This is a genomic window from Agrobacterium sp. CFBP2214, from assembly GCF_030209895.1.
Classification (GTDB): Bacteria; Pseudomonadota; Alphaproteobacteria; order Rhizobiales; family Rhizobiaceae; genus Agrobacterium; species Agrobacterium radiobacter.
Genome location: NZ_JARVRC010000006.1, coordinates 125,785 through 149,719 on the forward strand (window position 1 = coordinate 125,785; position 23,935 = coordinate 149,719).

Genomic DNA, 23,935 nt, shown 5'->3' on the forward strand with positions numbered 1-23,935 from the left:
GAACGTTCCTTGTGCATCAGTTGCCTGAGCACAGGTTTTCACCACCACCCCTTTTGAACAATCTCTGAAAGGTATAGTTTTTTGAAAGATGAGTATAGGTTTTCAAGCTTAAATACCCTATCGCTTTGTGAATGACGCTCCTGCCCCGCACCCGCCTCTGCCGCCGCATCGCCAGCGAAACCGCCGGCGTAATCTTTCTGCGCGCCCCGGCGGGCGCAGGAAAAAGCGTGCTGCTGGAAATGCTCGCAAAGGAACTGGGAACGCAGATATGCCGCACGCACCAGCCGCGAAGCGATGATGCAGCAAATGACTGCCTTCTATGGGACGTGCCGGTTTTCGCACGGGCAGTGCGCATGCCCGCCGCCATTCTGGAAACGGTGCGTTTTATGGTCATTGCCTGCCGCCCGGATCAACGGATAAGCGGACTGGCCCGGCAGATCCTGCATCGCGGTTCGCTTACCATCGGACCGGATGAACTGGCGCTAGGGCAAGATGAGACCGAAAGCCTCCCCCCTCAACAGCGGCGTCTGGTACTGCAGGATTATGCAGGATGGCCGGCCTTTCTGTCGCTTGCCCGGCATCCGGATGAAAAGCTGTGTGCCGACTATCTTCGGGAAAACTACCTGCCGCATCTTTCACCCGCCCAGACGGTTGAGCTTTCATTCTGGCTCGAAAACCCCTCCGCAGAACCCGAGGCGGAATGGACAGAACTGCTGCCGCCCTTCCTGACTGGAACCCCCGAAAATCACCCCACCCTAATACGGCTTCTCACCCTGGCTGCGCGAGAACGTCTCTCCACCTTGCAGGCCGGCAGCGCCGTGGTGGAGGTCGCATCGGCTTTTGAAAAGGCTGGACATGCGCTCCCGGCCATGGCGATGCTGCTCGACCGCGGTTATGAGACCCATGCCGCGCAAATTCTTGAACGCGCCCATGGCCGCGAACTGATCTACCGAAGCAGCGTCGACAGGTTTCGCGAGATCATCATGCGGTTTTCGCAGGACATGATCGCAACGAATGAAACCGTGCTCTTTGCCGTTACCCGCGCATTGCTGAAACAGGGTGAATTGCAGCGCGTGCGCCATCTGCTCGGCAAAAGCCTCGGATCGGATTATCTCGATCCGCTGAAGGTGCTCGCCCGTGGTTCGCGTTTTTCCTTTGCCGCCCGCACCTTCCGGCTGAACCTGATGATTGCCGAAGATCTGACGCCCAATGACGCGGTGATAACGCGTCTCGCCGAGTTCATGGCCGATTATCCCATGGACGATCACGGCAAGTGGGCGGCCTATTACAATGCACTGCTGGAATTTGAAATTCGCCGCCGCAATTTCCGCGAGGCGGAGGCGGCTGCTGCCCGTGCGCTGATCTATCTGCGCAAGATGGGCGGGCAGCCCCTGCTCGAATTCTTCATCCACCTGCACCAGATCGTGTTGCGGCTGATGAGCGGTGATGTGCTTCTGGCGCGTCACGCAGCACAGGAGGCCCGCGCGCGGCTGGAACAGGTGCCGCATGATGCGGTGCAGGAGTTCCGGATGCTGCGACTGGCGGAAGCCTGCCTTGCCTATGAGGCCGGAAAGCCCCGCGATCTCCTGCATTTCGTCGAACATGAATTCGATCATTTTGCTGCGGCCGAGATATGGCCGAGCCTCATGCAGTTCGCCCTGCATTATGCTTCGCAGGTGCTGATCGACCATTTTCCGATGACCGTTCGCCCGGGTTTTCTAGACGGTCTGTGGATTCATCTGTCGGAAGGGCTGCAATTCCATGCGATGATGGAAATCAGGACGGCCATCGCCTATCAGAACGCCAACCGCTGGGCGGATGCCGCTGCAACCCTTTCCGCGATCCGCATGCCGATGGGCCGCAACTGGGTGGAGAGCGCACATGACGACCTCTCCCGGCTGACGCGGCGCGATGAAATCGCCTATGTCATGGCCTGGCTGCGCGATGCGGTGCATCTTTTCACGCCGCGCGCCTATCTCTCCCGCCAGATCGACGCGATGATCGCCAACCCCAAGGTCACCAACCGCGAGAAAGTCGCGCTCAGAATATGGCAGAGCTATGCCGCGCACCAGCGTCGCGACAATGCCGCCGCCCGTGCCCATATTCTGACCGCGCTTGAATCGGCAACCCGCCTTGGCTGCAGCGGGGTTCTGTCGGAAGAGCGCGTGTTCCTGTCGCCGCTTCTCAACAATCGCCGCATCCGCAGTTTCATCGAAACCTCTTCCGATGTCCGCACCGCGCTGTCGATTTTCGCCGCCTCGGTGAATTCACCGCAGGCACGCGCCCTGCATGGCGGGCTTTCGCAGCGGGAAGCGCAGATGCTGCAACTTCTGGCCAGCGGCATGTCGAACAAGAAGATCGCCCAGACGCTTAACATTTCCGAAGTGACGGTGAAGTTTCACCTCGGCAACCTGTTCCGCAAGCTGGATTGCAAACGCCGCGCGGAGGCGATCCGCGCGGCGAAAGCACTGGGCTGGCTATAAGGTTCAGCGGTTGTTCTTCTTGCGCCATTCGGCAAAAGCCGTCTGGTGTTCTTCCTTGGTGCAGGGGTAAAGCCCGATGATCGTCTGGCCGGCCTTGACCTGCTCCACCACGAAATCTTCGTAAGCCGTCATTTCCACCGCCTCGGTCGCAACTTCGTCGGCAATGCCCGCGGGGATGACGATGACGCAATCCGCGTCACCAACGATGATGTCGCCGGGAAAGACCGGCGCATCGCCGCAGCCGATCGGGCCGTTGATTTCGATCGCTTCGTGTTTGGTCAGGTTGGTGGGGCTGGAAGGACGGGTGTGGTAAGCCGGAATATCCAGCTCGGCAATGGTGGCCGCATCACGGAAACCGCCATCGGAAACGATGCCCGCACCGCCGCGAACCATCAGGCGGGTCACCAGAATATCGCCGGCCGAGGCGGCGCTGGCATCCTTACGGCTGTCCATGACAAGCACGTGGCCCGGCGGGCAGGTTTCGATGGCGACGCGCTGCGGATGGGCGGGATTGCGGAATTCGATGAGCTGGTTACGGTCTTCGCGGGCCGGCATGTAGCGCAGGGTAAAGGCCGGGCCGACCATGTTCTTGCCCTTGTAGCCCAGCGGGCGCACGCCCTGGATGACCTGGTTGCGCAGGCCGCGCTTGTAAAGCGCCGTCGCCAGGGTAGCGACGGAAATCGTCATCAGTTTTTCGCGCGTTTCATTGTTCATGTCTGTCTCCTCGCAATGGGCGGATGGATGTGTTTCAAGTCCTGTGAATGGGCTCGTCTATGAAGACGCCGCCCTGATATTTTGCGATCGCAGCCTCGGGATCGGGGCGCGGCACATCGCGTTCGATTTCTGCGCGGTAGCGCGCGGCATTATCGCGCCGCTGCCAACAGAGAAAATCGACATGGGAATTATCCCACCAGCTGTCATCATTGGCGGAAACGCCCCAGATGACCGGGCATCCAAGCTTCGGCACGCAGAAGGTGGCCTCGATCAGCGAAACGAAGTCGCCGTAGCTCAGCCAGGTCGACAGCATCCGCCAGTTGGAGGGCTTTTCTTCGCAAGAGCCAATCCGGACGATAGCAGTCTCCTGGCCGAATTTGGAATGGTAGAGGCTCGCCATCGCCTCGCCGAAAATCTTTGAGACGCCGTAAAGGCCGTCTGGCAGAAAGGGCGTGTCGGGAGCAAGCTGTTTGCCCTGCGGGTAATAACCGATCGTGTGGTTGCTGGAGGCGAATAGAATGCGCGGCATGCCGTTAAGCCTCGCCGCCTCGTAGAGATTGTAGACCCCGCGCAAATTGGCAGACTCAATCGGGTCGAAGGCCCTCTCGACGGAAACTCCGCCGAGATGAACGATGCCGTCGCAGCCCCTCACGAGATCATGGACCGCCTGCTCGTCCTCAAGCGCGCAACGAACGAGCTCTTCGTGAGATGCTGGTGAACCGAGATCAACGACGTCAGAAAGACGAATGATTTCGGCGACATGGCCAAGCCGCCCGCGCAGCATGCTGCGCAGCATGCTGCCCAGCTTGCCGCCGGCACCGGTGATGAGCAATCGCTTCAACATGATGGTGCCCCTTAGAAAATATCGGGCTCGCCGGCGGTGCGGCCGAAATCCGTCTGCAGGAAGTCGAAATCGCAACCTTGATCGGCCTGCGTGACATGCTTGGAGAAGAGATAACCATAACCGCGCTCATAACGCGGCGCAGGTGCCTGCCAGGCGGCACGGCGGCTGGCGATTTCCTCTTCGCTGACCAGCATGTCGAGGCGTCGCTGCGGCAGGTCGAGGCGCACGATATCGCCTGTTTTCAGGAGCGCGAGCGGGCCGCCGACGAAGCTTTCCGGCGCGACATGCAGCACGCAGGCGCCATAGGACGTGCCGGACATGCGGGCATCGGAAATGCGCACCATGTCCCGGTGGCCCTTCTTGATCAACGCCTTCGGGATGGGCAGCATACCCCATTCGGGAAAGCCGGGACCGCCGAGCGGACCGGCATTGCGCAGCACCAGAACATGATCCGGCGTGATATCAAGGTTCTCGTCATCGATCGCCTTCTTCATCTCCGGATAGCTGTCGAAGACCAGCGCCGGGCCTTCGTGCAGATGATATTTCGGATCGCAGGCAGCGGGCTTGATGACGGCGCCGTCAGGGCAAAGATTGCCGCGCAACACCGCAAGCGAGCCTTCCGCATAAACCGGATTGTCGAGCGAGCGAATGACGTCGTCGTTGTAGACCTTCGCGCCTTCGAGATTTTCACCCATGCTGCGGCCGGTCACGGTCAGCGCCGAACAGTCGAGGCGGCTTTCCAGCTGCTTCATCAGCGCGCGCAGACCGCCGGCATAATAAAAATCCTCCATCAGATAGTCTTTGCCGGAGGGGCGGACATTGGCGATGAGCGGCGTGACCCGGCCAAGTTCGTCCAGCTCGTCCAGCGTCATCGGCACGCCGGCGCGGCGCGCCATCGCGATCAGATGCACGACGGCATTGGTGGAGCAACCGGTCGCCATGGCGACGATGGCGGCATTGCGAAACGCCGTCGCGGTCAGAATACGGTCCGGCGTCAGCTCCTCGCCCACCATCTCCACGATACGCCGGCCGCAACCTGCCGACATGCGCTGGTGTTCGGCATCTACCGCCGGAATGGAGGAAGCTCCCGGCAGGGTGAGGCCAAGCGCATCGGTGATGGCGGTCATGGTCGAAGCGGTGCCCATGGTCATGCAGACACCGGCGGAGCGGGCGATGCCACCCTGCACGCCCCGCCATTCCTCATCCGTAACATTGCCGGCACGCCGCTCGTCCCAATATTTCCAGGCGTCCGAACCGGAACCGAGCACCTTGCCGGCATAATTGCCGCGCAACATCGGGCCTGCAGGCAGATAGATCATAGGCACGCCGGCCGAAATCGCGCCCATGACGAGGCCGGGTGTCGTCTTGTCGCAACCGCCCATCAGCACCACGCCGTCAAGCGGATGCGAGCGGATCATTTCTTCCGTCTCCATCGCCAGCATGTTGCGGTAGAGCATGGATGTCGGCTTGGTGAAGCTCTCATCGACGGAGAGCGATGGCATTTCGACGGGGAAGCCGCCCGCTTGCAGGACACCACGCTTCACATCCTTCACCCGCTCTGGGAAATGCGAATGACAGGTGTTGAGCTCCGACCATGTGTTCAGGATGCCGATGACGGGTTTGCCGACGAAATCCTCCTCCGCATAACCAAGCTGCATCATGCGCGAGCGGTGGCCGAAGCTGCGCAGGTCGTCGGGTGCGAACCAGCGGTCGGAACGGAGTTTTTTATCGGTCATGTCAATGGTCCTGCGTTGCGGGTTGCGCCTGGAGCTGTCAGTCCTGCCGGAGCGTCAGCCCGCTCGTCGTATCAAAAAGTTGGATGTATTCCAGCGGCGCTGACAGACGGATGACTTCGTCAGCCGATGTCGAGGTCTGGCCGGAAAGATGCAGCGTCACCCGGGTGCCATCACCGAGAGTGCCGTAAAGATAGGACTCTCCGCCCAGCTGTTCGGCGGTGCGCACAGACATGGTCAGTGCGCCTTCGCCACCCGCCTGCACATGGTTCGGACGGACACCGAGCGTCACTTTCTGACCGGGCTTGTAGGCAAAACCGGTCTGCGGCAGGGGGATCAGTTCGCCGGTGGCGATCTTCAGGGACGGCGTTGCATCCGAAGTCACTTCGCCGGCGAAGAAGTTCATCTTCGGCGAGCCGATGAAGCCCGCCACGAAGAGATTGGCCGGGCGGTTATAGAGATCGAGCGGCACGCCGAACTGTTCGAGCTTGCCGGCGCGCAGAACGGCGATCTTGTCGGCCATGGTCATGGCTTCCACCTGATCATGCGTCACATAGATCATGGTATTGCCGAGACGCCGGTGCAGGCTGGAAATCTCGCCGCGCATGTCGACGCGCAGTTCCGCATCGAGGTTGGAAAGCGGCTCATCGAAAAGGAACACGCGCGGCTCGCGCACGACGGCGCGGCCAATGGCGACGCGCTGGCGCTGACCGCCGGACAGATCCTTCGGACGACGCTCCAGAAGCTGGTCGATCTGCAGCATCTTGGCCACCTGGTTGATCTTTTCAACGATGTCCTTCTTGGGTGTGCCGATATTCTCAAGCCCGAAGGACAGGTTTTCGCGAACCGTCATATGCGGATAAAGGGCGTAGGACTGGAACACCATGGCAAGGCCGCGATCTGCGGCCGGCACCGCGTTGACCACATCGCCGCCGATGACGATATCGCCGCCGCTCAATTCCTCAAGGCCCGAGATCATGCGCAGCAGGGTCGACTTGCCGCAGCCGGAAGGGCCAACGAAAACACAGAATTCGCCGTGCTTGATATCGAGATCGACACCCTTGATCACATCGAGGGCACCATATGTCTTTTTGACCTGACGAAGCTGAATACTTGCCATTGTCGTATTTCCTCCCTGAGGATTATTTGCCGCCCGTCGATGCAATGCCGGTGGCGATGTATTTTTGCAGGAACATGAAGACCAGCGCGATCGGCGCAAGCGTCAGCACCGTCATGGCCAGAAGATTGCTCCATTCCGTCGTCATCTCCCCCTGGAAGGAGTTGAGCGCCAGCTGCAGGGTGAAGTTGTCATTGCGGGTCAGCACGATCAGCGGCCAGAGGAAATCGTTCCAGCGCCACATGATCGCAAGGATCGCCAGAACGGCAAGCGCCGGCGCCGAGAGCGGCAGGATGATGCGCCAGTAGATCTTCCATTCGCTCGCCTTGTCCATGCGGGCGGCATCGAGGATTTCATCCGGGATCGTCAGCATATATTGCCGCAGCAGAAAGACACCGGTCGGGGTGGCGGCACCGGGAATGATGACGCCCCAGAGACTGTTGATCATGCCCAGCTGGCTGGTGATGAGAAACAGCGGCACCAGCACGACGGTCTGCGGGATCATCAGCGTGCCGACAACCAGCGCCAGCACCACGCCCCTGCCCTTGAACTGGTATTTCGAGAGCGCAAAGGCCGCCATGGAATTGACGATTAGCATGATGAGGGTTGACGTCACCGTGATGAAGGTCGAGTTCCAGAAATAGAGCGGAAAATTGAAGCGCTGGAAAAGCTCGGTGTAGTTTTCCGTGGCGAGCGCCACCTTTTCAGCAGGCTTCAGCTCGTTGAACTGCATCTTCAGGACTTCAGTGGGCTTTGCCGGGTCAACCACCTGGGCAACGAGGCCGATGCGCCTGATCATGCCGAACTTGCGGCCATCCTTGTCGACATAGGCCGGCAGCGGCGCTGCCTGCCCGTCCACCACCACGGTTTCCTGCGTATAGGGCAGGAGGCGCGGCGGGAAACGCTGCAGATCGGCTTCCGTCTTGAACGAGGAGAGCACCAGCCAGACGACGGGGCCGAACATCATCAGCACGGCCACGCCGAGATAGGCGTAGGACAGCCAGTCGGTCCAGTGCAGCTTGCCGTTGCGGCCGCGGGTACGGGTCAGAAATGCGCCAATCCTAGCCATCGACCTTGCTCCTGTTTGCCCGGAATTGCAGGGCGGTCAGCACCACGAGCACCACGGCGAGCAGCAGCGAAGCGGCAGCCGCAAGGCCGAAATTGCGGGGCGTCCCGGCAAAGCCGGTCTGATAGATAAACTGAATGATGAAGGTGGTCGCCGAACCCGGGCCGCCACCCGTGAAGGCAAAGACTTCATCGAAGGTCTGCACGCCCTTGATGAGCGACAGGACGAGAACGACGAGCATGGTGGGTGCAAGCAGCGGCAGCGTAATGCGCCGGAAGATGCGCCAAGGGCTTGCCTTGTCGAGCTGCGCCGCCTCATAGACATCGCGCGGGATCGCCTGCAGGCCGGCCAGAAGAATGAGCGTGTAGAAGCCCATATGCGCCCAGACTGAGAGGAAGACCGACCAGCCGAAGGCAAGATTGGCTTCGAGCAACCAGTCGACCGAACCGAGGCCGAGGCCCTCCATCGCGGCGTTGAGAACGCCGAAACGTTGGAGAATCCACTTCCAGATCAAGGCCACAACGACGGGCGACAACAGCACGGGGAAGAAGAAGACGGCACGGAAGAACCCCCGCGCCCGGATATCGCGGTTGAGCACGATGGCCGTGATCAGCGAAAAGCCGACCATGAAACCCACCTGCAGCACCACGAAGAAAACCGTGTTCCAGACGGAGCGCCAGAACAGGTCACGCTCACAGGAATTGGGGTCGAGGTAGTTCTGACAGGAAAGAAGGACCGAGAAATTTTCGCCGCCCACGGCAGGGCGTTCGGAAAGCAATATGTGTTCGCTGCCGGTCACGGAATAGGCCATGTTCAGCACAATCGGCAGAAAGGCGAAGACCGCGAACAGGATCAGGTTTGGTGTGAGAAATACCCACGCGATCCGCCGATGGCCGAGAACCTTCTGCAGGAAGGCAAAGGGCAGTTCGACGATGCCCATGACGGGCGCAAGAAATTTATACATGAGGGTCCTCCTTCGATCCGGCGCGGCGCGGCATGCATCGCGCCGGAAGGCGATGGATCACTTTGCCTGTTTCAACGCTTCCTCGAGGTCCGTCTTCGCGCGGGCCATGGCCTCATCAACGGTGCTTTCACCGACGATGGCCTGCGTGATGCGCTGGACGGAGATGTTGAACATGGCGCGATTGTTCTTGTAACCCTGATAGGTGTAGGCAATCGGGCTAAGGCCGGGGATCTGGTCCAGCCAGGCGTTCATGGCCTTCTGCGTCGCAGGCGTCGCACCGGTATAGGTCACACCCTTGTCGGCCACGGCCTTGTGGGCCGGAACGTTGCGGGTGCGAACGGTGAAGTCGAGATAATTCTCGTCCTGAGCGAGGAAGTTCAGAATGTCGGCAACGATTTTCGGGTTCTTGGTCTGCTTGAAGCCGACAACGCCGGTACCACCAGGCATGCCGGTGCAGGCAGCGCCACCACAGGGCTGCGGCACGACTTCCCAGTCAAACGCATCGCCGACCTGGCTGTCGAAACGCGCGGTCTGCCAGCTGCCGGAATAATAATAGACCAGCTGGCCGTTGATGAATTCCTGTGCGGCGTCACGATAGGTATTGCCGCCCTGTCCGGCCCAGACGTCGCGCGCCATGGTGCCGTCCTTGTTCCATTCAACGAATTTCTTCACGAAGGTCGTGAAGCCTTCATCGACGAGAATGGGCTTACCATCGGCGTCGAAAATCTTTGCGCCATAGGAAATGGCCGGACCGGCAATGCGGTGGCCGGAACGGTCGATGGCCATCGGATAGGGCGTACCGGTTGCCTTGGCGACGGCACTAGCAGCCTTCGCCCAATCGTCCAGCGTTGCATCCTTGCCGGGTACGGCCACATTGGCCTGATCGAACAGGGTGCGGTTGATGAAAGCGCCGGTGATGGTGAGCTGGGTGTGCATGCCGTAGATGCCCTTGTCGTCAGGGCCGCTGCGGTACCATTTCAGCACGTTCGAGAAATTGTCTTCCCAATATTTCGCGTCCACATAGGGCGTGAGATCGAGATAATAGCGGTTGAGACCGCCAAGGTCGGTTACGGTTGCGAAATCCGGGCCGCTGCCACCGGCGAGTTGCACGGGCAGGCCTTCCAGAAGCGCCTTGTAAGGCACGACGTCAGTGACGATCTTGACGTCCGTATGCTGCTTTTCGTAACGGGCGAGAATGTCCTTGAGGATCTCACAGCCGTTTCCGTCATAAGCGCAGGTGAAGCGCACTTCCTGCGCCGCCTGGGCGGCGCCAGCAAAGGACGCTGCGCCAATGGCGAGCGCCAGTGCCATGCTGTATTTTCTGGTCATCTGGTTTCCTCCCTTTAGATGATTATGCGTTGGCGGATGCGCGCGGTGCCCAGCCCTTGATCCACTCGCCTTCAGCGGCGTCGGACAGGCGAACCGGCTTTCCTTCCCTGACCGAGCGATAGATGGCGGTGACGAGTTCGATGGACTGCAAGCCGTCATGAACCGTCACTTCCTTGCCGCCGCGTCCTTCCATCGCGTCGGCAATGGCTTCGACAAAACCGGCAAAGCCGTTTTCGCCATCGGCCACCGTTGCCAGAACGGTGTCGATCTGATCCTGCGTCGTCGGTGCACGGGCGATGAAACGCCATGTGTCTTCAGCCGGGCGGTAGGGCAGCGTGCCGCTCTCGGCAGTGAACCCTTCAAAGCAGAAGCGCAGACGCGAGGTATCTTCGGCCGCACCGAGCGTGACCGAGCTCGTCGCCAGCGCACCGCTTTTCATGCGGAAGCTGAGCGCCGCGCAATCTTCGGTTTCGATCTTGTTGACGCGCGTGTCGGCCATGGCGAAAACTTCGTCGACCGGGCCGAGAACGTGGCAGAGAAGATCATGGGCGTGAATGGCGTGGCCGAGGATCGCGCCGCCGCACTCGCCCTTCCACGTACCGCGCCACGGAATGTCGTAATAGCTGGCGCCCCGGTTCCAATGGACTTCCGAGCTTGCGACAAAGGCCTTGCCCGCAAGACCGGCATCGATCAGCGCGCGCAGCTGCCGCATGGCGTGTCCGAAACGGTACTGGAAGACTGGAAACACACCGCGACCGGTCTTCTTGACGGAGTCGATCAGCGCGTTGGCCTCTTCCAGAGAGCGGACCAGCGGCTTTTCGCAGACCACATCCTTGCCCGCAGCATGCGCCTTCAGCGTGACAGGGAAATGCAGGTGCGGCGGCAGGCAGACGTCGATGAGCTGGATGCTCTCGTCGGCCAGAACCTCATCGAGATCGGTGGTCAGACGAATGGAGGTATCATCGCCGGCGACGGAGCGGGCGCGCTCCAGATCGAGATCGCAGATCGCCTTGACGACAAAGCGTTTGGGCAGTGCGCGATAGCCGCTCAGATGCTGGGCGCCGATGCCGGCGCCAATGATGGCAACACCGATCATTTCGAGACTCCCTCAGCCTTGGCCTGTGCCTGAAGCGAGAGGTCGCAGACCTTGAAGACGTGTTCCTGCGTCATTGCCGTTTCCGTGCGGTTGCGGATATCGTCGCAGATACGGGCGAAATAGGGCAAACCAGCATCGGAAGCATCAATATACTCGCAGCGGTCGCCATTCACGAGAACGAGGCGGTCGGTGCCTTCCGTATTGCCGACATCGACATATTTGCGCAGCTCGATGTAACCCTCGGTGCCGAGGATCGTTAGGCGGCCGTCACCCCAGGTCGGCAGCGCATCGGGCGTGTACCAGTCGACGCGGATATAACCGTGGCCCTTGTCACCGCGCAGCACGACTTCGCCGAAATCCTGCAGGCCCGGATCATCAGGGTTGGCATAATTGGCAACGGTGGCAGCCACGATCTCCACTTCGGTCGAGCCGGTGAAGAACATGAACTGGTCGATCTGGTGGCTGGCGATATCGGTGATGATGCCACCGTAAGCTTCACGCTCGAAGAACCACTTCGGACGGATCTGGCGGTTCAGACGATGCGGGCCGAGGCCGACAGTCTGAATGACGCGGCCGATGGCGCCCTGCGCGACGAGTTCAGCCGCCTTGGTCACGCTCGGAACTTCAAAACGCTCGGAGAAATCGACGGTCCAGATGCGTTTGGTCTTGGCCACGGTCTGGCGAAGGCGATCGAGCTGTTCGAAGGTGGTGCAGCCGGGCTTGTCGGACATGACATCCTTGCCGGCTTCCATGGCGGCGATGGCAAGATCGGCACGCTTGGAGGGGATATCGGCAATCACCACGAGGTCGATGGTGCCATCTGCAAGCAGGGCTTCCTTGGAAGCGGCACGCGGCACATTCGGAAAGCGTTTGACGAAGCCCTCCACGACATCGGGCTCGCCTTCGGTCCACCAGCCGGCAAATTCCGCACCGGCGTCCAGCAGATTCTGGGCCATGCCGAAAATATGCCGGTGCTCTATGCCAAGAGCGACGAACTTGATTGCTTTAGTCATCCTGCAGTTCCACTTCCTTGCCGGTGTCGGCCGAGTTGATGATCGCGTCGATCAATCTGTGAGACAAAAGAGCCGCGTCACCGGTGACGACCGGCGGGCGTCCTGAAGAGATGGCGTCTGCGAAATCCTCGAAGACGCCCTGATGCCATTCATGCGTGAAAGCCATGGGATCGGCGCCGCCGCCCGTGCCGGCGGCCGCGCCGCCGAAAGTCTCGTGCCGGCCATCACGCCAGTCGACATGCAACAGGCCGGAGGCGAGCCGCATACTGGCATTGTCGAAATGCAGGAGGATCGATTCCGCAGCGCCGGGGAAACTTGCGGTGCTTGCGACGAGCGAACCGACAGCGCCGTTCTTGAAGCGCAGACCGGCAGAAACGTAATCTTCGGTTTCCATGCGATGGAAACGCGTCGTCGCCGCCATGGCCTGAACACGGGCGACCGGCCCCGTGAGGCTCAATGCCAGATCGATCGTATGAATTGCCTGGGAGATCAGAACGCCGCCGCCATCGCGCGCCAGGGTGCCGCGGCCCGGTTCATCATAATAGGATTGCGCACGCCACCACGGCACAGAAATTTCGCAGAGCCCCAGCGCTCCGAGCGTGCCGCCATCGACAAGCTCACGGGCTTTCTGCGATGCAGCCCGCATGCGGTGCTGGAAGATGATGCCGAGTGTGACGCCAGCGTCACGACAGAGAGCCACAAGACCATTGGCTTCCTGCGTATTCCGGGCGACGGGCTTTTCCATCAGGATGTGTCTGCCCGCTTTCGCGAGCTGTCCGACGATATCGATGCGGGCATTCGGTGGCGTCGCGATGATGGCGAAATCGACATCCGCATCACGCGCCGCTTCCTCGACAGAGGAATAAACGACGACATCGTATCCGGTGTGTTTCGACGCTTCCGTGGCCAGCGCCCTGGCGCGGCCGGAACCACCATCAACGATTCCCTTCAGGCGAATTTTCTCTGGGCTTGCCGCACAGGCAAGCACATGCGTCTTCGCTACCATTCCGGCACCGACGATGACGCAGGTCTTGATATTTTGCATTTCGGGAGCCTCCTTCCCAATGCGCAATCATTTGCATACCGGTATGCCGGTTGTCAACACACTTGTGTTCCGGTATACCGGTTATGAAAACGCTGGAGGGTATATGCCGAAAATTCCCGTAACAGGTGGCACCGTGCCGACGATGGAACGACTGGACCTTCACCGTCCGGTCGTTGACCAGATCTATTCCGCGCTGAAATCGGCTATCCTTTCGCGGGAGCTTTTTCCCGGCCAGGCGGTTTCGGAAAACGAAATTGGGCAATCCTTCAGTTCCAGCCGAACGCCGGTGCGCGAAGCGCTGAGCCGCCTGCGGGATGACGGCCTGATCGTCACCCTGCCAAGCCGCGGGACCTATGTTTCGAGGTTATCGGAAAAGAACATTCGCAGCGCGCAATTCATCCGCGAGGCCTTGGAGGTTGCAGCGGTTAGCAGGCTTTGCCAGATCGGCCTGACGGCGGAAGCCGAGCTGGAGATCGAACACGCCCTGAATGGCCAGCGTGCAGCCATGCGCCGCGGAGACAGAAAGGCTTTCCGCGTGCATGACGACCAGTTCCACAGCGCGCTTGCCGCTGCGACGGGTCTTGAGAGACTGGAAACGCTGCTGATCCGCGAAAAGGCGGGGCTGGATCGCCTGCGTGCACTCGCCATCACCGACGAGGCGCATATGGCACGCCTGCTCTCCGAACACGAGGCGGTTTACGACGCGATCAAGGCGGGGGACGAAGCCCGTGCGGCCGACGATTTGCGCAAGCACTTAAGGCGCGTCCTCGGCATTCTTTCGCAGGTTTTCGAGAACCATCAGGACTATTTCGAATAATTCTGCGGCATCTTTTTCAACGGTTCGAGCATCATGAATACGGCAAATCCCGGACAAACGCTTGCCATGTCACAGGCGAAACTTCTTTGCGACACGATGAGCACACTTGCGGAATCCCCTGTTTGGGACGAACGGCGACAGGTGCTTTTCTGGTGTGACATCCTCGGCAGAACGGTGCGGTCTGCAGCGCTTGAGCCGGGCTTCTATCGCGAATGGTCGTTCCCGCACACGGTATCGAGCCTCGGGCTTTGTCAGAACGGCGATCTTATCGTCGCCTGCGGCATTGATATTATCATCCTCGATCCGGATAGCGGCGAAACGCGTTTCCTCCATTCCATTCCGGCACCGGAAGGCATCCCCTGCCGGCTGAACGACGGACGGGTCGGCCCCGACGGCGCTTTCTGGGTGGGAACCATGCACAATGTGCCGCTCCCGGACATGCAGCCATATGGCGAACTTTGGCGGATCACCGAAAAGAGCGCCGAACGCATGCAGACCGGGCTGACATGCCCCAACGGGCTGGCCTTCTCCCAGGACGGATCGATCATGTGGCAGAGCGATTCCGTCCAGAAATGGATACGACGGCGAAAATTCGACAGCAGTAACGGCAGGTTCGATGAAGGCGTGCTGGTGGCCCAGATGACGGAAGAGACAGGAAGACCCGATGGCGGCTGTCTCGATAACAACGGCACTTATTACAGCGCGGGCGTTTCCGCCGGCCTGCTGAACGTTTTCACGCCCGACGGCAAGCAGGCGGAGGTCATCGCGGCCCCTGTCCCGCACCCCACCATGCCCTGCTTCGGAGGGCCCGATTTCAATATCCTGTTCCTGACATCACACCGCCACAACATGTCCGAGGACCGGCTGAACAAAGCACCATTTTCGGGCGGCGTCTGGGCGATCCCGACACAGACAAAAGGGTTCGCCGGCTTCCGTTTTGGCGACGATGGATAACGCCCGGAAGCCGGGTTCGAATTCCTATTCCTCCCGGAAGGCGCGGCTGATCTGGTCCGTCAGCGGCTTGGCGATATAGGACAGTGCCGTCCTTTCGCTGGTCTGAATGAAGGCCTCGGCCGGCATGCCCGGCACCAGCGGCGCATTGTTCAGCTTCTGCCGCTCGGAGACCGGCACGGAAATTCGTGCCAGATAATAGGAGAGGCCGCTACGCTGATCGGTGGTGATGTCAGCCGCAATGCGGCTGACATGGCCTTCCAGTTCCGGCGTGACCCGCTGGTTGAAGGCAGTCATGCGCAACATCGCCTTTTGCCCCACCTGCAGCTGATCAATATCCTTCGGAACGATCTGCACCTCCAGCGCCAGCTCATCGCCATCAGGGACGATGAGCATGATCGGATCGGCCGGGGTCACCACGCCGCCCACGGTATGCACGGCCATTTCATGCACCATGCCGGATTGCGGCGCGACGATATCGATGCGCTTCAGCTGATCTTCGGCGGCGACCTTGCGCTCGACGAATTCCCCCATCTGGGCCTGTATCTCGCGCAGTTCCCGACCGACCTCGGTTCGTAATTCCTGATCGATCTGCAGGATTTGCAGCCTGGTTTCGGTGATGCGCCCCGCCGTCTGCGCCTGATAGGCGATTTTTTCGCCACGCTCACCGCCGAATGTCGCGGCCTGTGTCTGCAGGCTGTTCAGCCGCTGCACGGACACGACACCCTGTTCGCGCAGGGATTTCTGCGAGGTAATTTCCGCCTCCAGCACGGCGAGGCCGTTATCATAGGCGACTTCCTGCGCCTTCAGCCCTTCGATCTCATGTTCGAACTGGGTGATGCGTTCCGAAAGCTGCGCTTTCCGCCCTTCGCGGTAAGATTTTCGGAATTCGAACAACTTGGTTTCACTGCGCATGGCGGAGGCGACATCGGGATCGTCCTTTCGCACGATGAGAGTCTGCGGAAAGACGAGTTCCGTCAGATCGTCACGCTCGGCCTCCAGCCTTGCCATCCTCGCATTCAACTCATCCAGACGTTTGGTGACGATGGCGAGATTGGCGCGGGTCTGGGTCGCGTCGAGGCGCATGACCACATCGCCGGCCTTCACCCTGTCGCCCTCGTTCACCAGAATTTCACCGACGACACCGCCGCTCGGGTGCTGCACCTTCTTGCTGTAGGAATCCACCACCAGATGGCCGGCGGCAACCACCGCGCCGGCAAGATTGGTCGTCGCGGCCCACCCGCCGACACCACCCAGCAGCACAACGCCGGTGGCAAGACCGGCAAGAAGATGTTTGCGGATGGAGTGGGACACATGGCTGCGCTGATCAATGTTTGACATCCGCATCTCCTTCCTGGCTGCTCTCTTCACGGACCTCTTCCAACACAGCAACCTGAGGCTGGGTATTGGCGACGACGCGCAGCGGCGAGACCGTCTGGGCGGATGCGGTAAATCCCTTGGCTGTCTGCGCCTGCGGAGCGCGCAGCACCTTCGACAACACCTCGTCGCGCGGGCCGAAGGCCTTCATCCGTCCCTCTTCCATCATCAGAATGAAATCGACGGCACCGATGGCGCTCGGACGGTGGGCGACGACGACGGCGATACCGCCCCGCGCCTTGACCGAAGAAATCGCCTTCACCACGGCGGCTTCGCCTTCCGCATCGAGATTGGCGTTCGGCTCGTCCAGCACGACGATGAAGGGATCACCATAAAGAGCCCGGGCAAGACCGATGCGCTGGCGCTGCCCGGCGGAAAGCGCCGAACCCGCCTCGCCAATATCGCTGTCATAACCCTTTTCGAAACGCAGGATCAGCTCATGCGCGCCGGCAACCCTGGCCGCCGCGATGATGGCCTCGGGATCGGGACTATCCTCGAAACGGGAGATATTTTCACCGATCGTGCCGTCGAACAGCTCCACGCCCTGCGGCAGATAACCGATATGGCGGCCGAGCGTTTCCCGGTCCCACTGTTCGAAACTTGCTCCGTCCAGTCGTACCTTGCCGGCAGCCGGCATCCACGCGCCGGTGAGAATGCGCGAGAGCGTGGATTTACCCGAGCCGGAGGGGCCGATAACGCCGAGCGCGTTTCCAGCGCTCACGACAAAACCGAGACCGGTGACCGTCGGCTTTCTCTCTCCCGGCGGAACGATGGTGACGTTTTCGACCCGCAATTCCTTTTCAGGCTTCGGCAGCGCCATGGCGACGGCATTGGCTGGCATCTGCACGAAAAGCTCCCTCAGCCGCGCCCAGCTCTGGCGGGCGGCCACGAAGGACTTCCAGTTGGAGATGGCAAGATCAACGGGCGCCAAGGCCCGACCCATCATGATCGAACTGGCGATCATCACGCCGCCGGACGCTTCCTGGTTGATGACAAGCCATGCCCCAACCGCAAGAATGCCCGATTGCAGCACCACACGCAGGGATTTTGCAATATTACCGAGACCGCCGGCCACATCACCCGCCTTGCGATTGGCGGCGAGATAGGCCTCGTTGGAATTCTGCCAGCGTTTGCCAAGCCGACCACCCAGCCCCATGGCCTGCACGACTTCGGCGTTACGGCGCGAGGCCTCCAGCTGCCGGTTGCGGGCCATGTTTTCCACCATGGTGTCGCGGATCGGCTTCTGCGAGAAAATATTGGTAAGGATCGTAAGGGAGACGAGCAGTATCGCGCTGGCAAGGGCCGTAACGCCGATCCAGAAATGAAACAGAAAACATATGCCGAGATAAAGCGGCATCCACGGCAGATCAAAAAACGCGGTCGGCCCCGTGCCGGACAGAAAACCGCGCACATTGTCGAGATCGCGCAACGGCTGCAGACCATCGCCCGGCATGCGATTGACGAGCGGCAGGCGCACCACCGCATCATGCACCCTGCCGGAGTGGCGCATATCGAAGTCTTCGCCGATACGGATCAGGACACGCGCGCGGATGATATCAAGCAGGCATTGAAAGCCGTAAAGGCCAAGTGCGAGAAGAGCGAGCCCGACCAGTGTCGGCAGGCTACCGCTTGCCAGCACCCTGTCATAGACCTGCAGCATGAAGAGCGGCGACGTCAGCGCGAGTATGTTGACCACGCCACTGACGAGCGCGACGCCGAGAAACGTGCTTTTAAGGGGCGAAACAACCGCCGCAGTGAGGGACTGCGGCGGCGTCTGCTGGTGGTTTTGAAAGCCCACAGCCTGTTTTTCCTTTACGCGGCAAGCGCCGATGCGTTGGCAAAAATGAAGTCCGATGCATCGAGCACATTTGCATCAACGCCATTCAGCGTGATGGAGACGGAAGTGTCTGCTGCAGAAAGGATAACGGCATTTCCGTTATCATTATACCACAACAAATCGTCCACCGAAGTTGCGCTCCAGGCGGAAACATCGAGCGTATCCGTGCCGTCCTGATAGCCGTAGGTTCCGGTTGGGCCGGCCTGCACGACATCATTACCGCCGGAGAATACGAAGGTATCCGCGCCGGCAAAGCCGGTCAGGGTGTTGGAGGCAGCCGTGTCCTCGATCATCGTGCCGGTGGCGGCAAAATAATCATAAAAACCAGCCAGCGAACCGAAGCGGGCAAGCTGGTAAACCGCGAGATCGAGAAGATCGCGAGCACCGGCGAGCGAATAGGCGCTGTCGGGATCGATCAGCAGTTCCTGCTGGCTGACGGCGATGCCGCTGGTGGACTGGCTGTAGCCGGTGCCGAGAACGATGCTGTCGACCGAACCCGTCAGGTTGCCCTGGGAGTACTGCAGAGCGCCGCTCATGACGATGCCCTTGCCGCCGGAGCTGCCATCGCCCCACGCCTCATAGGTCGTGTTCGGATCGATGGTGGTGGTGGCGAGAGAGCTGGTCTGAGCGTCGTAGAACGCACCATAGGTCGAACCGAAACCGCTCGTCCAACCGTTGAGGTAACCGATCAGGTCGGAGGAAGACTGCGTCAGTTGAATTGTGGTAGCCATAGGTGTACTCCTTTGCTGGCCAATAGAGGTACCTTCGTCCTGTAGCGAAGGCGTTTCATCTCCGGGACGGGCTGCAACCCAGCCCGGAGAATTCTTTCGCATTTCAGAACTTCACGTTCATCGTCGCGATAAAGGTGCGGCCCGGCGCCGTGTAGGCGCTGGCTGCCGGGATATATTTGCGGTCCGTCAGGTTGTTGACGGCGAAGCGAAGCGTGGCTTTGTCGTTGAAGGCATAGGAACCGTAGAGATCCACCGTCGTGTAGGGATCGGTCACCTCACGCAGATTGCCCTCCGTATCGAGCGTGCGCGACTGCGTTGGCGTGACGTGGTTGAGCCTTGCGCCCAGCGAGAATTTCTCATCGAAGAAACGCATGCCGCCATCGAGCGTCAGCTTCACCTTGGGCGCGACATCGCCGGGCCAGGCGACGATCTCACCCGTTGTCGTGGTAGTGCTGTTGGAGAAAACCTGTGTCTTTTCAGGCCATTCCGTCTTCAGAAACGTCGCCGAGCCGCCGATCCAGAAACTGCGGGCATCGTAATTGCCCTCAAATTCAAGCCCGCGCATATAGGTCGTGCCATCAAGATTGACGAAGCTGGTATAAGTGCGGTCGAGGACCTGATCCGTGACGAGATAACCGAGAGCGATGTAGTCCTTCACCTCCCGGCGAAAGGCGGCCATTTTGATGCGGATGGAATCGTCGTCCAGCAACACGCCGTCGAAACTCATATTCGCACCGATTTCATAGGTCGTCGCTTTTTCGGCGCGCAGGGCCTGGTTCGGAGCATATTCGTATCCGGCGCTATCGCCCGGACGCGCACCGGCGAAAAAAGCCTCGAGAATTGTCGGCGGACGCAGGCTTTGGGAATAGCTCACATAGGGGCGGAACCAGTCGACAGGTTTCAGTTCAATTGTGGCGGATGGCAGCCAGGCGCTGTAGGTGCGATCGATATCGACATTGTGCGCGGGATATTCTGTGACGGGTGTATTGGTGGTTATACCTGTTCCGGGCATGCAGTTGGCTGACGTGCGCGGCCAGACGCTAGCGAGAAAAACGTTATATCGCGAGGCCCACGACGGAGGATTGGCGGGACGAAAGACCTGATTGAAATAGTCCAGAGGCGTATAATGATTTTTCACCAGATCGCAGGGCACACTCGTCGTGACCGTTGTGTCCTTAACGCTATAGTAGGTCGCCGATCCCTTAAGACGCGACCAGTCGTAACGTACGCCGCCGCTCAAGGTGATCCAATCGGCCGGCTCCAGTTCACCGTTCAAAAACAGGCTGGCGACATCGCGCCGCCCGGCGGGGCTGAATGACGTGTAGCTGCTGGCGAAAGAGGGATTTTTCGCGATTTTGGCGCTTGTCGCAACGGATGTGGCAATATCGCGGAAGGCTTCCGCTCCATAATTCAGGCTGAGCGCGCCCGCCACCGTGTCAAAGCGACTGGTATTTTCCAGACTGCCGCCGAAGCTGCGCAGGCCCATGTCGAGATTCGTCTCTACCGCATAAGTACGCGCCGCCCGCAATTCATGCGTCATATTATCGTTCAGCCACAGCGACGATTTGAAGTCGATGAGCTCGCTCTCCGGGTCCCAGTCCAGCTTCGCAACAACGCTGTCGTTTCGCACGCTTTCCCGGTCAATCACCGTGGACGCGCCCTGAACGAAATCATTCTCCTGATGCATCCAGGAAAGCGAGGCCTTCACGTCGCCGAAGTCGCCTTCACCCTTGAAAAAGGTGGACCAGCCATCGCGGCCGAGCAGGTCTTTCATCGTCAGCGCGGTGCTTCGGGCCTCGCCCTTTGTTCCGATCTTGTATTCATCCATGATCGTGCGGCTGTAGCCGGCGACGAAGGAAAGAGGACCATCCGGCGAGCGGACGGCGCCGAGAACCGAGCCCTGAAAATCATAGCCATTGGTGCCGCGGGAAACATTCACTTCCCCACCCTTGTTCTCACCTGCGGCAATCAGATCATCGGCGCTGACGGTGCGGAACTCGACCTTGCCACCCAGAGAGCCGGCATTGCCTGAGCGCGCATTGGTTATTTTCTCGATTTCGACGGCACGGATGAAAGCAACATCGACATAACCCTGCCCGGCGCTTGCGGTGTAGCTCGTCGCGCCGCCGAAAGCCGCACCACGCTGCGCATTCTGCCGCGCACCATCAATGGAGACGACCACGCGGCCGCTTTCCTGCAAACCGCGCACATTGGGCGAAACGGTTGGGAAACTACCATTGCCTTCGCCGGCATAAACGCCCGAAACCCGGTTGAAAACATCGCGCGTGTTGCGCACGCCGGCCGACTGGATCGCCTCACGGCCAACCACGCTGACGCTGGCAGGCGTTTCATAAACCCAGTCGGGCGTGCCCTGATAACCGGAGCCGGCAATGGAATTACGCCCGGTTTTGCCGGTCACGGTAATGGTTTCGAGAACCGTCGTCCCCTCCGTCCCCGAGAGATCGACGGTCGATTGCCCCGTGCCGATGATGACGGTTCTGCCGTTTCCGGTGATGCGGAAATTGACCCCCGTTCCCGCCAGCAACCGCGACAGCGCATCCCGTACCGTGAAACTGCCAGTGACGGCATTGGTGCGCACATTGCCGGCAGACGGGGTGGCAAGCGTGACCTGAAGGCCGGATTGACGCCCGAAAGCGCCCACGACGGAGGATAGTGACTGGGCGGGAATATTGAATGGCCGCGTTGCCCCCTGCTCACCACCGGGGCGCTGAGAATTTGCGGTGTCAGTCCCGGTCTGAGCAAAAATAGGCGCGGCGAATGAAACGGCGATCGCCGTTGTCGCCAGCAGCACGCCCCTGCGCGCCTGCTTTGCCGCTTTTTCCTCTGAACCGGTCTTGCATGTCTGGAGGCGCATATTGCTTTCGTCTTCCTGTCTTTCGCTCCGGATATATCTTGACCGGATTACTCAACAAAAAGACGATTGCCTCGTCGATTTTTTTCAGACTTTCGGGAGAAATTTTATAAATTACTGAAAATAAATATGATTTTTTGTTTCGAAGTGTTTCAGAAACGGGTGATGATGCGGGCGCTGCCGCCGATCGCATGCACCTTGCCCTTGTAGGGTTCCACGAGCGCCTCCAGCGCGCGATCCGGGTCGCGCAGATCGTAAAAACCCGTCACCCTCTGTTCGGCAAGCCGCTTGTCGGCCATCGTCAGCCATGCCGGATGGTAACGCTGGATCTGCTCCACGACCGAGCCTATCGTCGCATCGACCACGTAGAGTTCACCGTTGCGCCAGCCGCCAATATCCTCGACGGAAACAGTCTCTTTGCGGATCGCGCCGGAAGCATCGACAATCAGCATCTCGCCCGGCACGAGCCGCGTTGACGGCGCATTGCGGAAGGACGCTTCCACGGAACCATGCGCCAGCGCCACTTGCGTCACTCCATCCGTCAGGTCGACGTCAAAAGCCGTGCCCAGCACCTGAACGGTCAGGTTTTTTGCCTTCACGACAAAGGGACGGGTTTTGTCCGGCACGACATCGAAAAAAGCTTCACCCTTCAGCACCGTCACATTGCGACGGCCATCCGTGAAATCCGTTGAAAGCGCGCTCGCCGCCGCAAGCTGCACCTTGCTGCCGTCTTCCAGCGTTATCGTGCGGTTTTCAGCGGTGGTGGTCTGATAATCAGCCTCCAGGCGAACGAAAAATGCTGGAACGAACAGCATCGCAAGACAGAGCGATGCCGCCGCTGCGGCCGCGCCGGCATAATGCCGCACGGACCAGCGCCGCCGCTGCGGCTTTGTCGCGGCCTCACCCGGCAGATGTGGCGCGTCTTCCCAGAGGCTCTTGAATTCCGGCTCTACCAGACCGAGGTTCCGCCACGTCTTGCATGTTCGTTCCCAGGCGAGACGGTTTGCGGGCGCAGCCGCCAGCCATTTTTCAAATTCCGCCTTCAGCCGCGGTTCGGCTGAGCCCGACTGCAAACGCAGCAGCCAGTCGGCCGCCTCTTCCGCCTTCCCGGCCGGCAGTTCAATTTTTTTCTCTGGATCAATGGTCATTGAACCGGGCCAGTTCCTTTGGGGGCGGAGGAGAAGCGTCGTCTTCTGCATTGCTATAAAGACGTTTGATGAGGAGTTTTTTTTCACAGGGCGGCACAATCAGGACAATTTACTTCATTTCTTTGGTAATCGCGGCAATGCTGCCCTTGATCAGACGGTGCGCGCTGGCCACGGACACGCCGAGGTGACGCGCAATCTCCTCCATATTGTAACCACCGAATCTGTGCATTTCCAATGCCACCCTTGCCTGAACCGGCAGGCCGGCCAAAATAGTCCGCATCTGCCGGACTTCGTCGCAGAAAAGCGCATGTTCCTCCGGTGTGCCACTGTCCTGCGGCATGCCCCAGAACGGCGTATCGTCCGGCCGTTCCCTCAGGTCCTGGCGGCTGCGCCTGATATTGTCGAGTGCAAGATTGCGAACGATGCGGAAAAGATAGGATTTGAGATTGGAAGGATTGCCGGAGGCCTCGGGAACGAATTTCAGGAATGCTTCCTGAACCACGTCCTCCGCATCCGCCCGCGACCCCAGAATGAGGGTGGCATATTTGATCAGGTCGACCCTATGCGCGACGTAAGCGTTATAACGCTTGTCATCTTCCCGTATGCCCATGTCTCAACCGAGAGAAATTTGAGGGATCGACCAAACCCGCCGTCCCCCGAATGGCCGCGCAGTTTTGCCGTTCAAAGCTCTAGCATCCAAACCGCGGCTCGAACAGATATTTCATGACTTTTATCATCAAGAATTTGTGCAGGCTGCGAATCCAAGCCCCCGTCGGCAAGCGGACCCGGCAACGGATG

Annotated in this window: 19 protein-coding genes; 3 read left to right on the forward strand and 16 right to left on the reverse strand. The window is 60.1% G+C overall.

Going from position 1 to position 23,935, the window contains the following annotated elements:
* Window positions 1–131: 131 nt before the first annotated feature.
* A complete protein-coding gene (locus QRN60_RS16290; protein ID WP_162686913.1) occupies window positions 132–2,483 on the forward strand; it encodes a helix-turn-helix transcriptional regulator in 2,352 nt (783 codons plus the stop codon).
* A 3-nt stretch (window positions 2,484–2,486) separates the two neighbouring features.
* Here the strand turns inward: QRN60_RS16290 and QRN60_RS16295 are convergent, their stop codons facing one another.
* From QRN60_RS16295 to QRN60_RS16340, 10 genes are read right to left on the reverse strand one after another with little or no spacing between them, the layout of a single operon-like run.
* Window positions 2,487–3,197 (reverse strand): ribonuclease activity regulator RraA, encoded by a 711-nt coding sequence (locus tag QRN60_RS16295; RefSeq protein WP_060724819.1) that lies wholly within the window; start codon window positions 3,195–3,197, stop codon window positions 2,487–2,489.
* Between the two features lie 34 nt (window positions 3,198–3,231).
* Window positions 3,232–4,041 (reverse strand): NAD-dependent epimerase/dehydratase family protein, encoded by an 810-nt coding sequence (locus QRN60_RS16300; RefSeq protein WP_111817670.1) that lies wholly within the window; start codon window positions 4,039–4,041, stop codon window positions 3,232–3,234.
* 11 nt (window positions 4,042–4,052) lie between these two features.
* Window positions 4,053–5,777: an L-arabinonate dehydratase gene (araD, locus tag QRN60_RS16305; RefSeq protein ID WP_111817669.1), complete on the reverse strand. Its 1,725-nt coding sequence runs from the start codon at window positions 5,775–5,777 to the stop codon at window positions 4,053–4,055.
* Window positions 5,778–5,814: 37 nt separating this feature from the next.
* Window positions 5,815–6,894 carry an ABC transporter ATP-binding protein gene (locus QRN60_RS16310; protein ID WP_111817668.1) on the reverse strand — a complete coding sequence of 360 codons (1,080 nt, stop codon included), beginning with the start codon at window positions 6,892–6,894 and terminating at the stop codon, window positions 5,815–5,817.
* A 22-nt stretch (window positions 6,895–6,916) separates the two neighbouring features.
* A complete protein-coding gene (locus QRN60_RS16315; protein WP_060724823.1) occupies window positions 6,917–7,960 on the reverse strand; it encodes a carbohydrate ABC transporter permease in 1,044 nt (347 codons plus the stop codon).
* Entirely contained in the window at window positions 7,953–8,921 is a 969-nt protein-coding gene (locus tag QRN60_RS16320; RefSeq protein ID WP_003506778.1) for a carbohydrate ABC transporter permease, read from the reverse strand. The genes QRN60_RS16315 and QRN60_RS16320 overlap by 8 nt, the downstream gene beginning before the upstream one ends.
* A gap of 57 nt (window positions 8,922–8,978) precedes the next feature.
* Window positions 8,979–10,250 carry an ABC transporter substrate-binding protein gene (locus QRN60_RS16325; RefSeq protein ID WP_020808679.1) on the reverse strand — a complete coding sequence of 424 codons (1,272 nt, stop codon included), beginning with the start codon at window positions 10,248–10,250 and terminating at the stop codon, window positions 8,979–8,981.
* Window positions 10,251–10,272: 22 nt separating this feature from the next.
* Complete coding sequence (locus QRN60_RS16330) at window positions 10,273–11,346, reverse strand: Gfo/Idh/MocA family protein (protein ID WP_111817667.1); 1,074 nt, start codon at window positions 11,344–11,346, stop codon at window positions 10,273–10,275.
* On the reverse strand, window positions 11,343–12,359 hold the full coding sequence (locus QRN60_RS16335; RefSeq protein WP_020808678.1) for a Gfo/Idh/MocA family protein: 1,017 nt from the start codon (window positions 12,357–12,359) through the stop codon (window positions 11,343–11,345). Before QRN60_RS16335 ends, QRN60_RS16330 begins: the two co-directional genes overlap by 4 nt.
* A complete protein-coding gene (locus tag QRN60_RS16340) occupies window positions 12,352–13,404 on the reverse strand; it encodes a Gfo/Idh/MocA family protein (RefSeq protein ID WP_111817666.1) in 1,053 nt (350 codons plus the stop codon). Before QRN60_RS16340 ends, QRN60_RS16335 begins: the two co-directional genes overlap by 8 nt.
* Window positions 13,405–13,507: 103 nt before the next feature.
* Here QRN60_RS16340 and QRN60_RS16345 point away from each other — a divergent pair, with 103 nt between their 5' ends.
* Entirely contained in the window at window positions 13,508–14,221 is a 714-nt protein-coding gene (locus QRN60_RS16345; protein ID WP_020808676.1) for a GntR family transcriptional regulator, read from the forward strand.
* A 33-nt stretch (window positions 14,222–14,254) separates the two neighbouring features.
* Window positions 14,255–15,175: an SMP-30/gluconolactonase/LRE family protein gene (locus QRN60_RS16350; RefSeq protein WP_162686912.1), complete on the forward strand. Its 921-nt coding sequence runs from the start codon at window positions 14,255–14,257 to the stop codon at window positions 15,173–15,175.
* Between the two features lie 24 nt (window positions 15,176–15,199).
* Here the strand turns inward: QRN60_RS16350 and QRN60_RS16355 are convergent, their stop codons facing one another.
* From QRN60_RS16355 to QRN60_RS16380, 6 genes are all read right to left on the reverse strand, one after another.
* Window positions 15,200–16,513: an HlyD family type I secretion periplasmic adaptor subunit gene (locus QRN60_RS16355; RefSeq protein WP_111817665.1), complete on the reverse strand. Its 1,314-nt coding sequence runs from the start codon at window positions 16,511–16,513 to the stop codon at window positions 15,200–15,202.
* Window positions 16,500–18,347 carry a type I secretion system permease/ATPase gene (locus QRN60_RS16360; RefSeq protein ID WP_111817664.1) on the reverse strand — a complete coding sequence of 616 codons (1,848 nt, stop codon included), beginning with the start codon at window positions 18,345–18,347 and terminating at the stop codon, window positions 16,500–16,502. Before QRN60_RS16360 ends, QRN60_RS16355 begins: the two co-directional genes overlap by 14 nt.
* Window positions 18,348–18,361: 14 nt before the next feature.
* Complete coding sequence (locus QRN60_RS16365) at window positions 18,362–19,117, reverse strand: hypothetical protein (RefSeq protein WP_111817663.1); 756 nt, start codon at window positions 19,115–19,117, stop codon at window positions 18,362–18,364.
* 103 nt (window positions 19,118–19,220) lie between these two features.
* Window positions 19,221–21,992 (reverse strand): TonB-dependent receptor, encoded by a 2,772-nt coding sequence (locus QRN60_RS16370; protein ID WP_111817662.1) that lies wholly within the window; start codon window positions 21,990–21,992, stop codon window positions 19,221–19,223.
* 149 nt (window positions 21,993–22,141) lie between these two features.
* Window positions 22,142–23,137, reverse strand: a complete 996-nt coding sequence (locus QRN60_RS16375) for a FecR family protein (protein ID WP_111817683.1) — start codon at window positions 23,135–23,137, stop codon at window positions 22,142–22,144.
* 109 nt (window positions 23,138–23,246) lie between these two features.
* Window positions 23,247–23,747: an RNA polymerase sigma factor gene (locus tag QRN60_RS16380; protein WP_003506803.1), complete on the reverse strand. Its 501-nt coding sequence runs from the start codon at window positions 23,745–23,747 to the stop codon at window positions 23,247–23,249.
* Window positions 23,748–23,935: the final 188 nt, after the last annotated feature.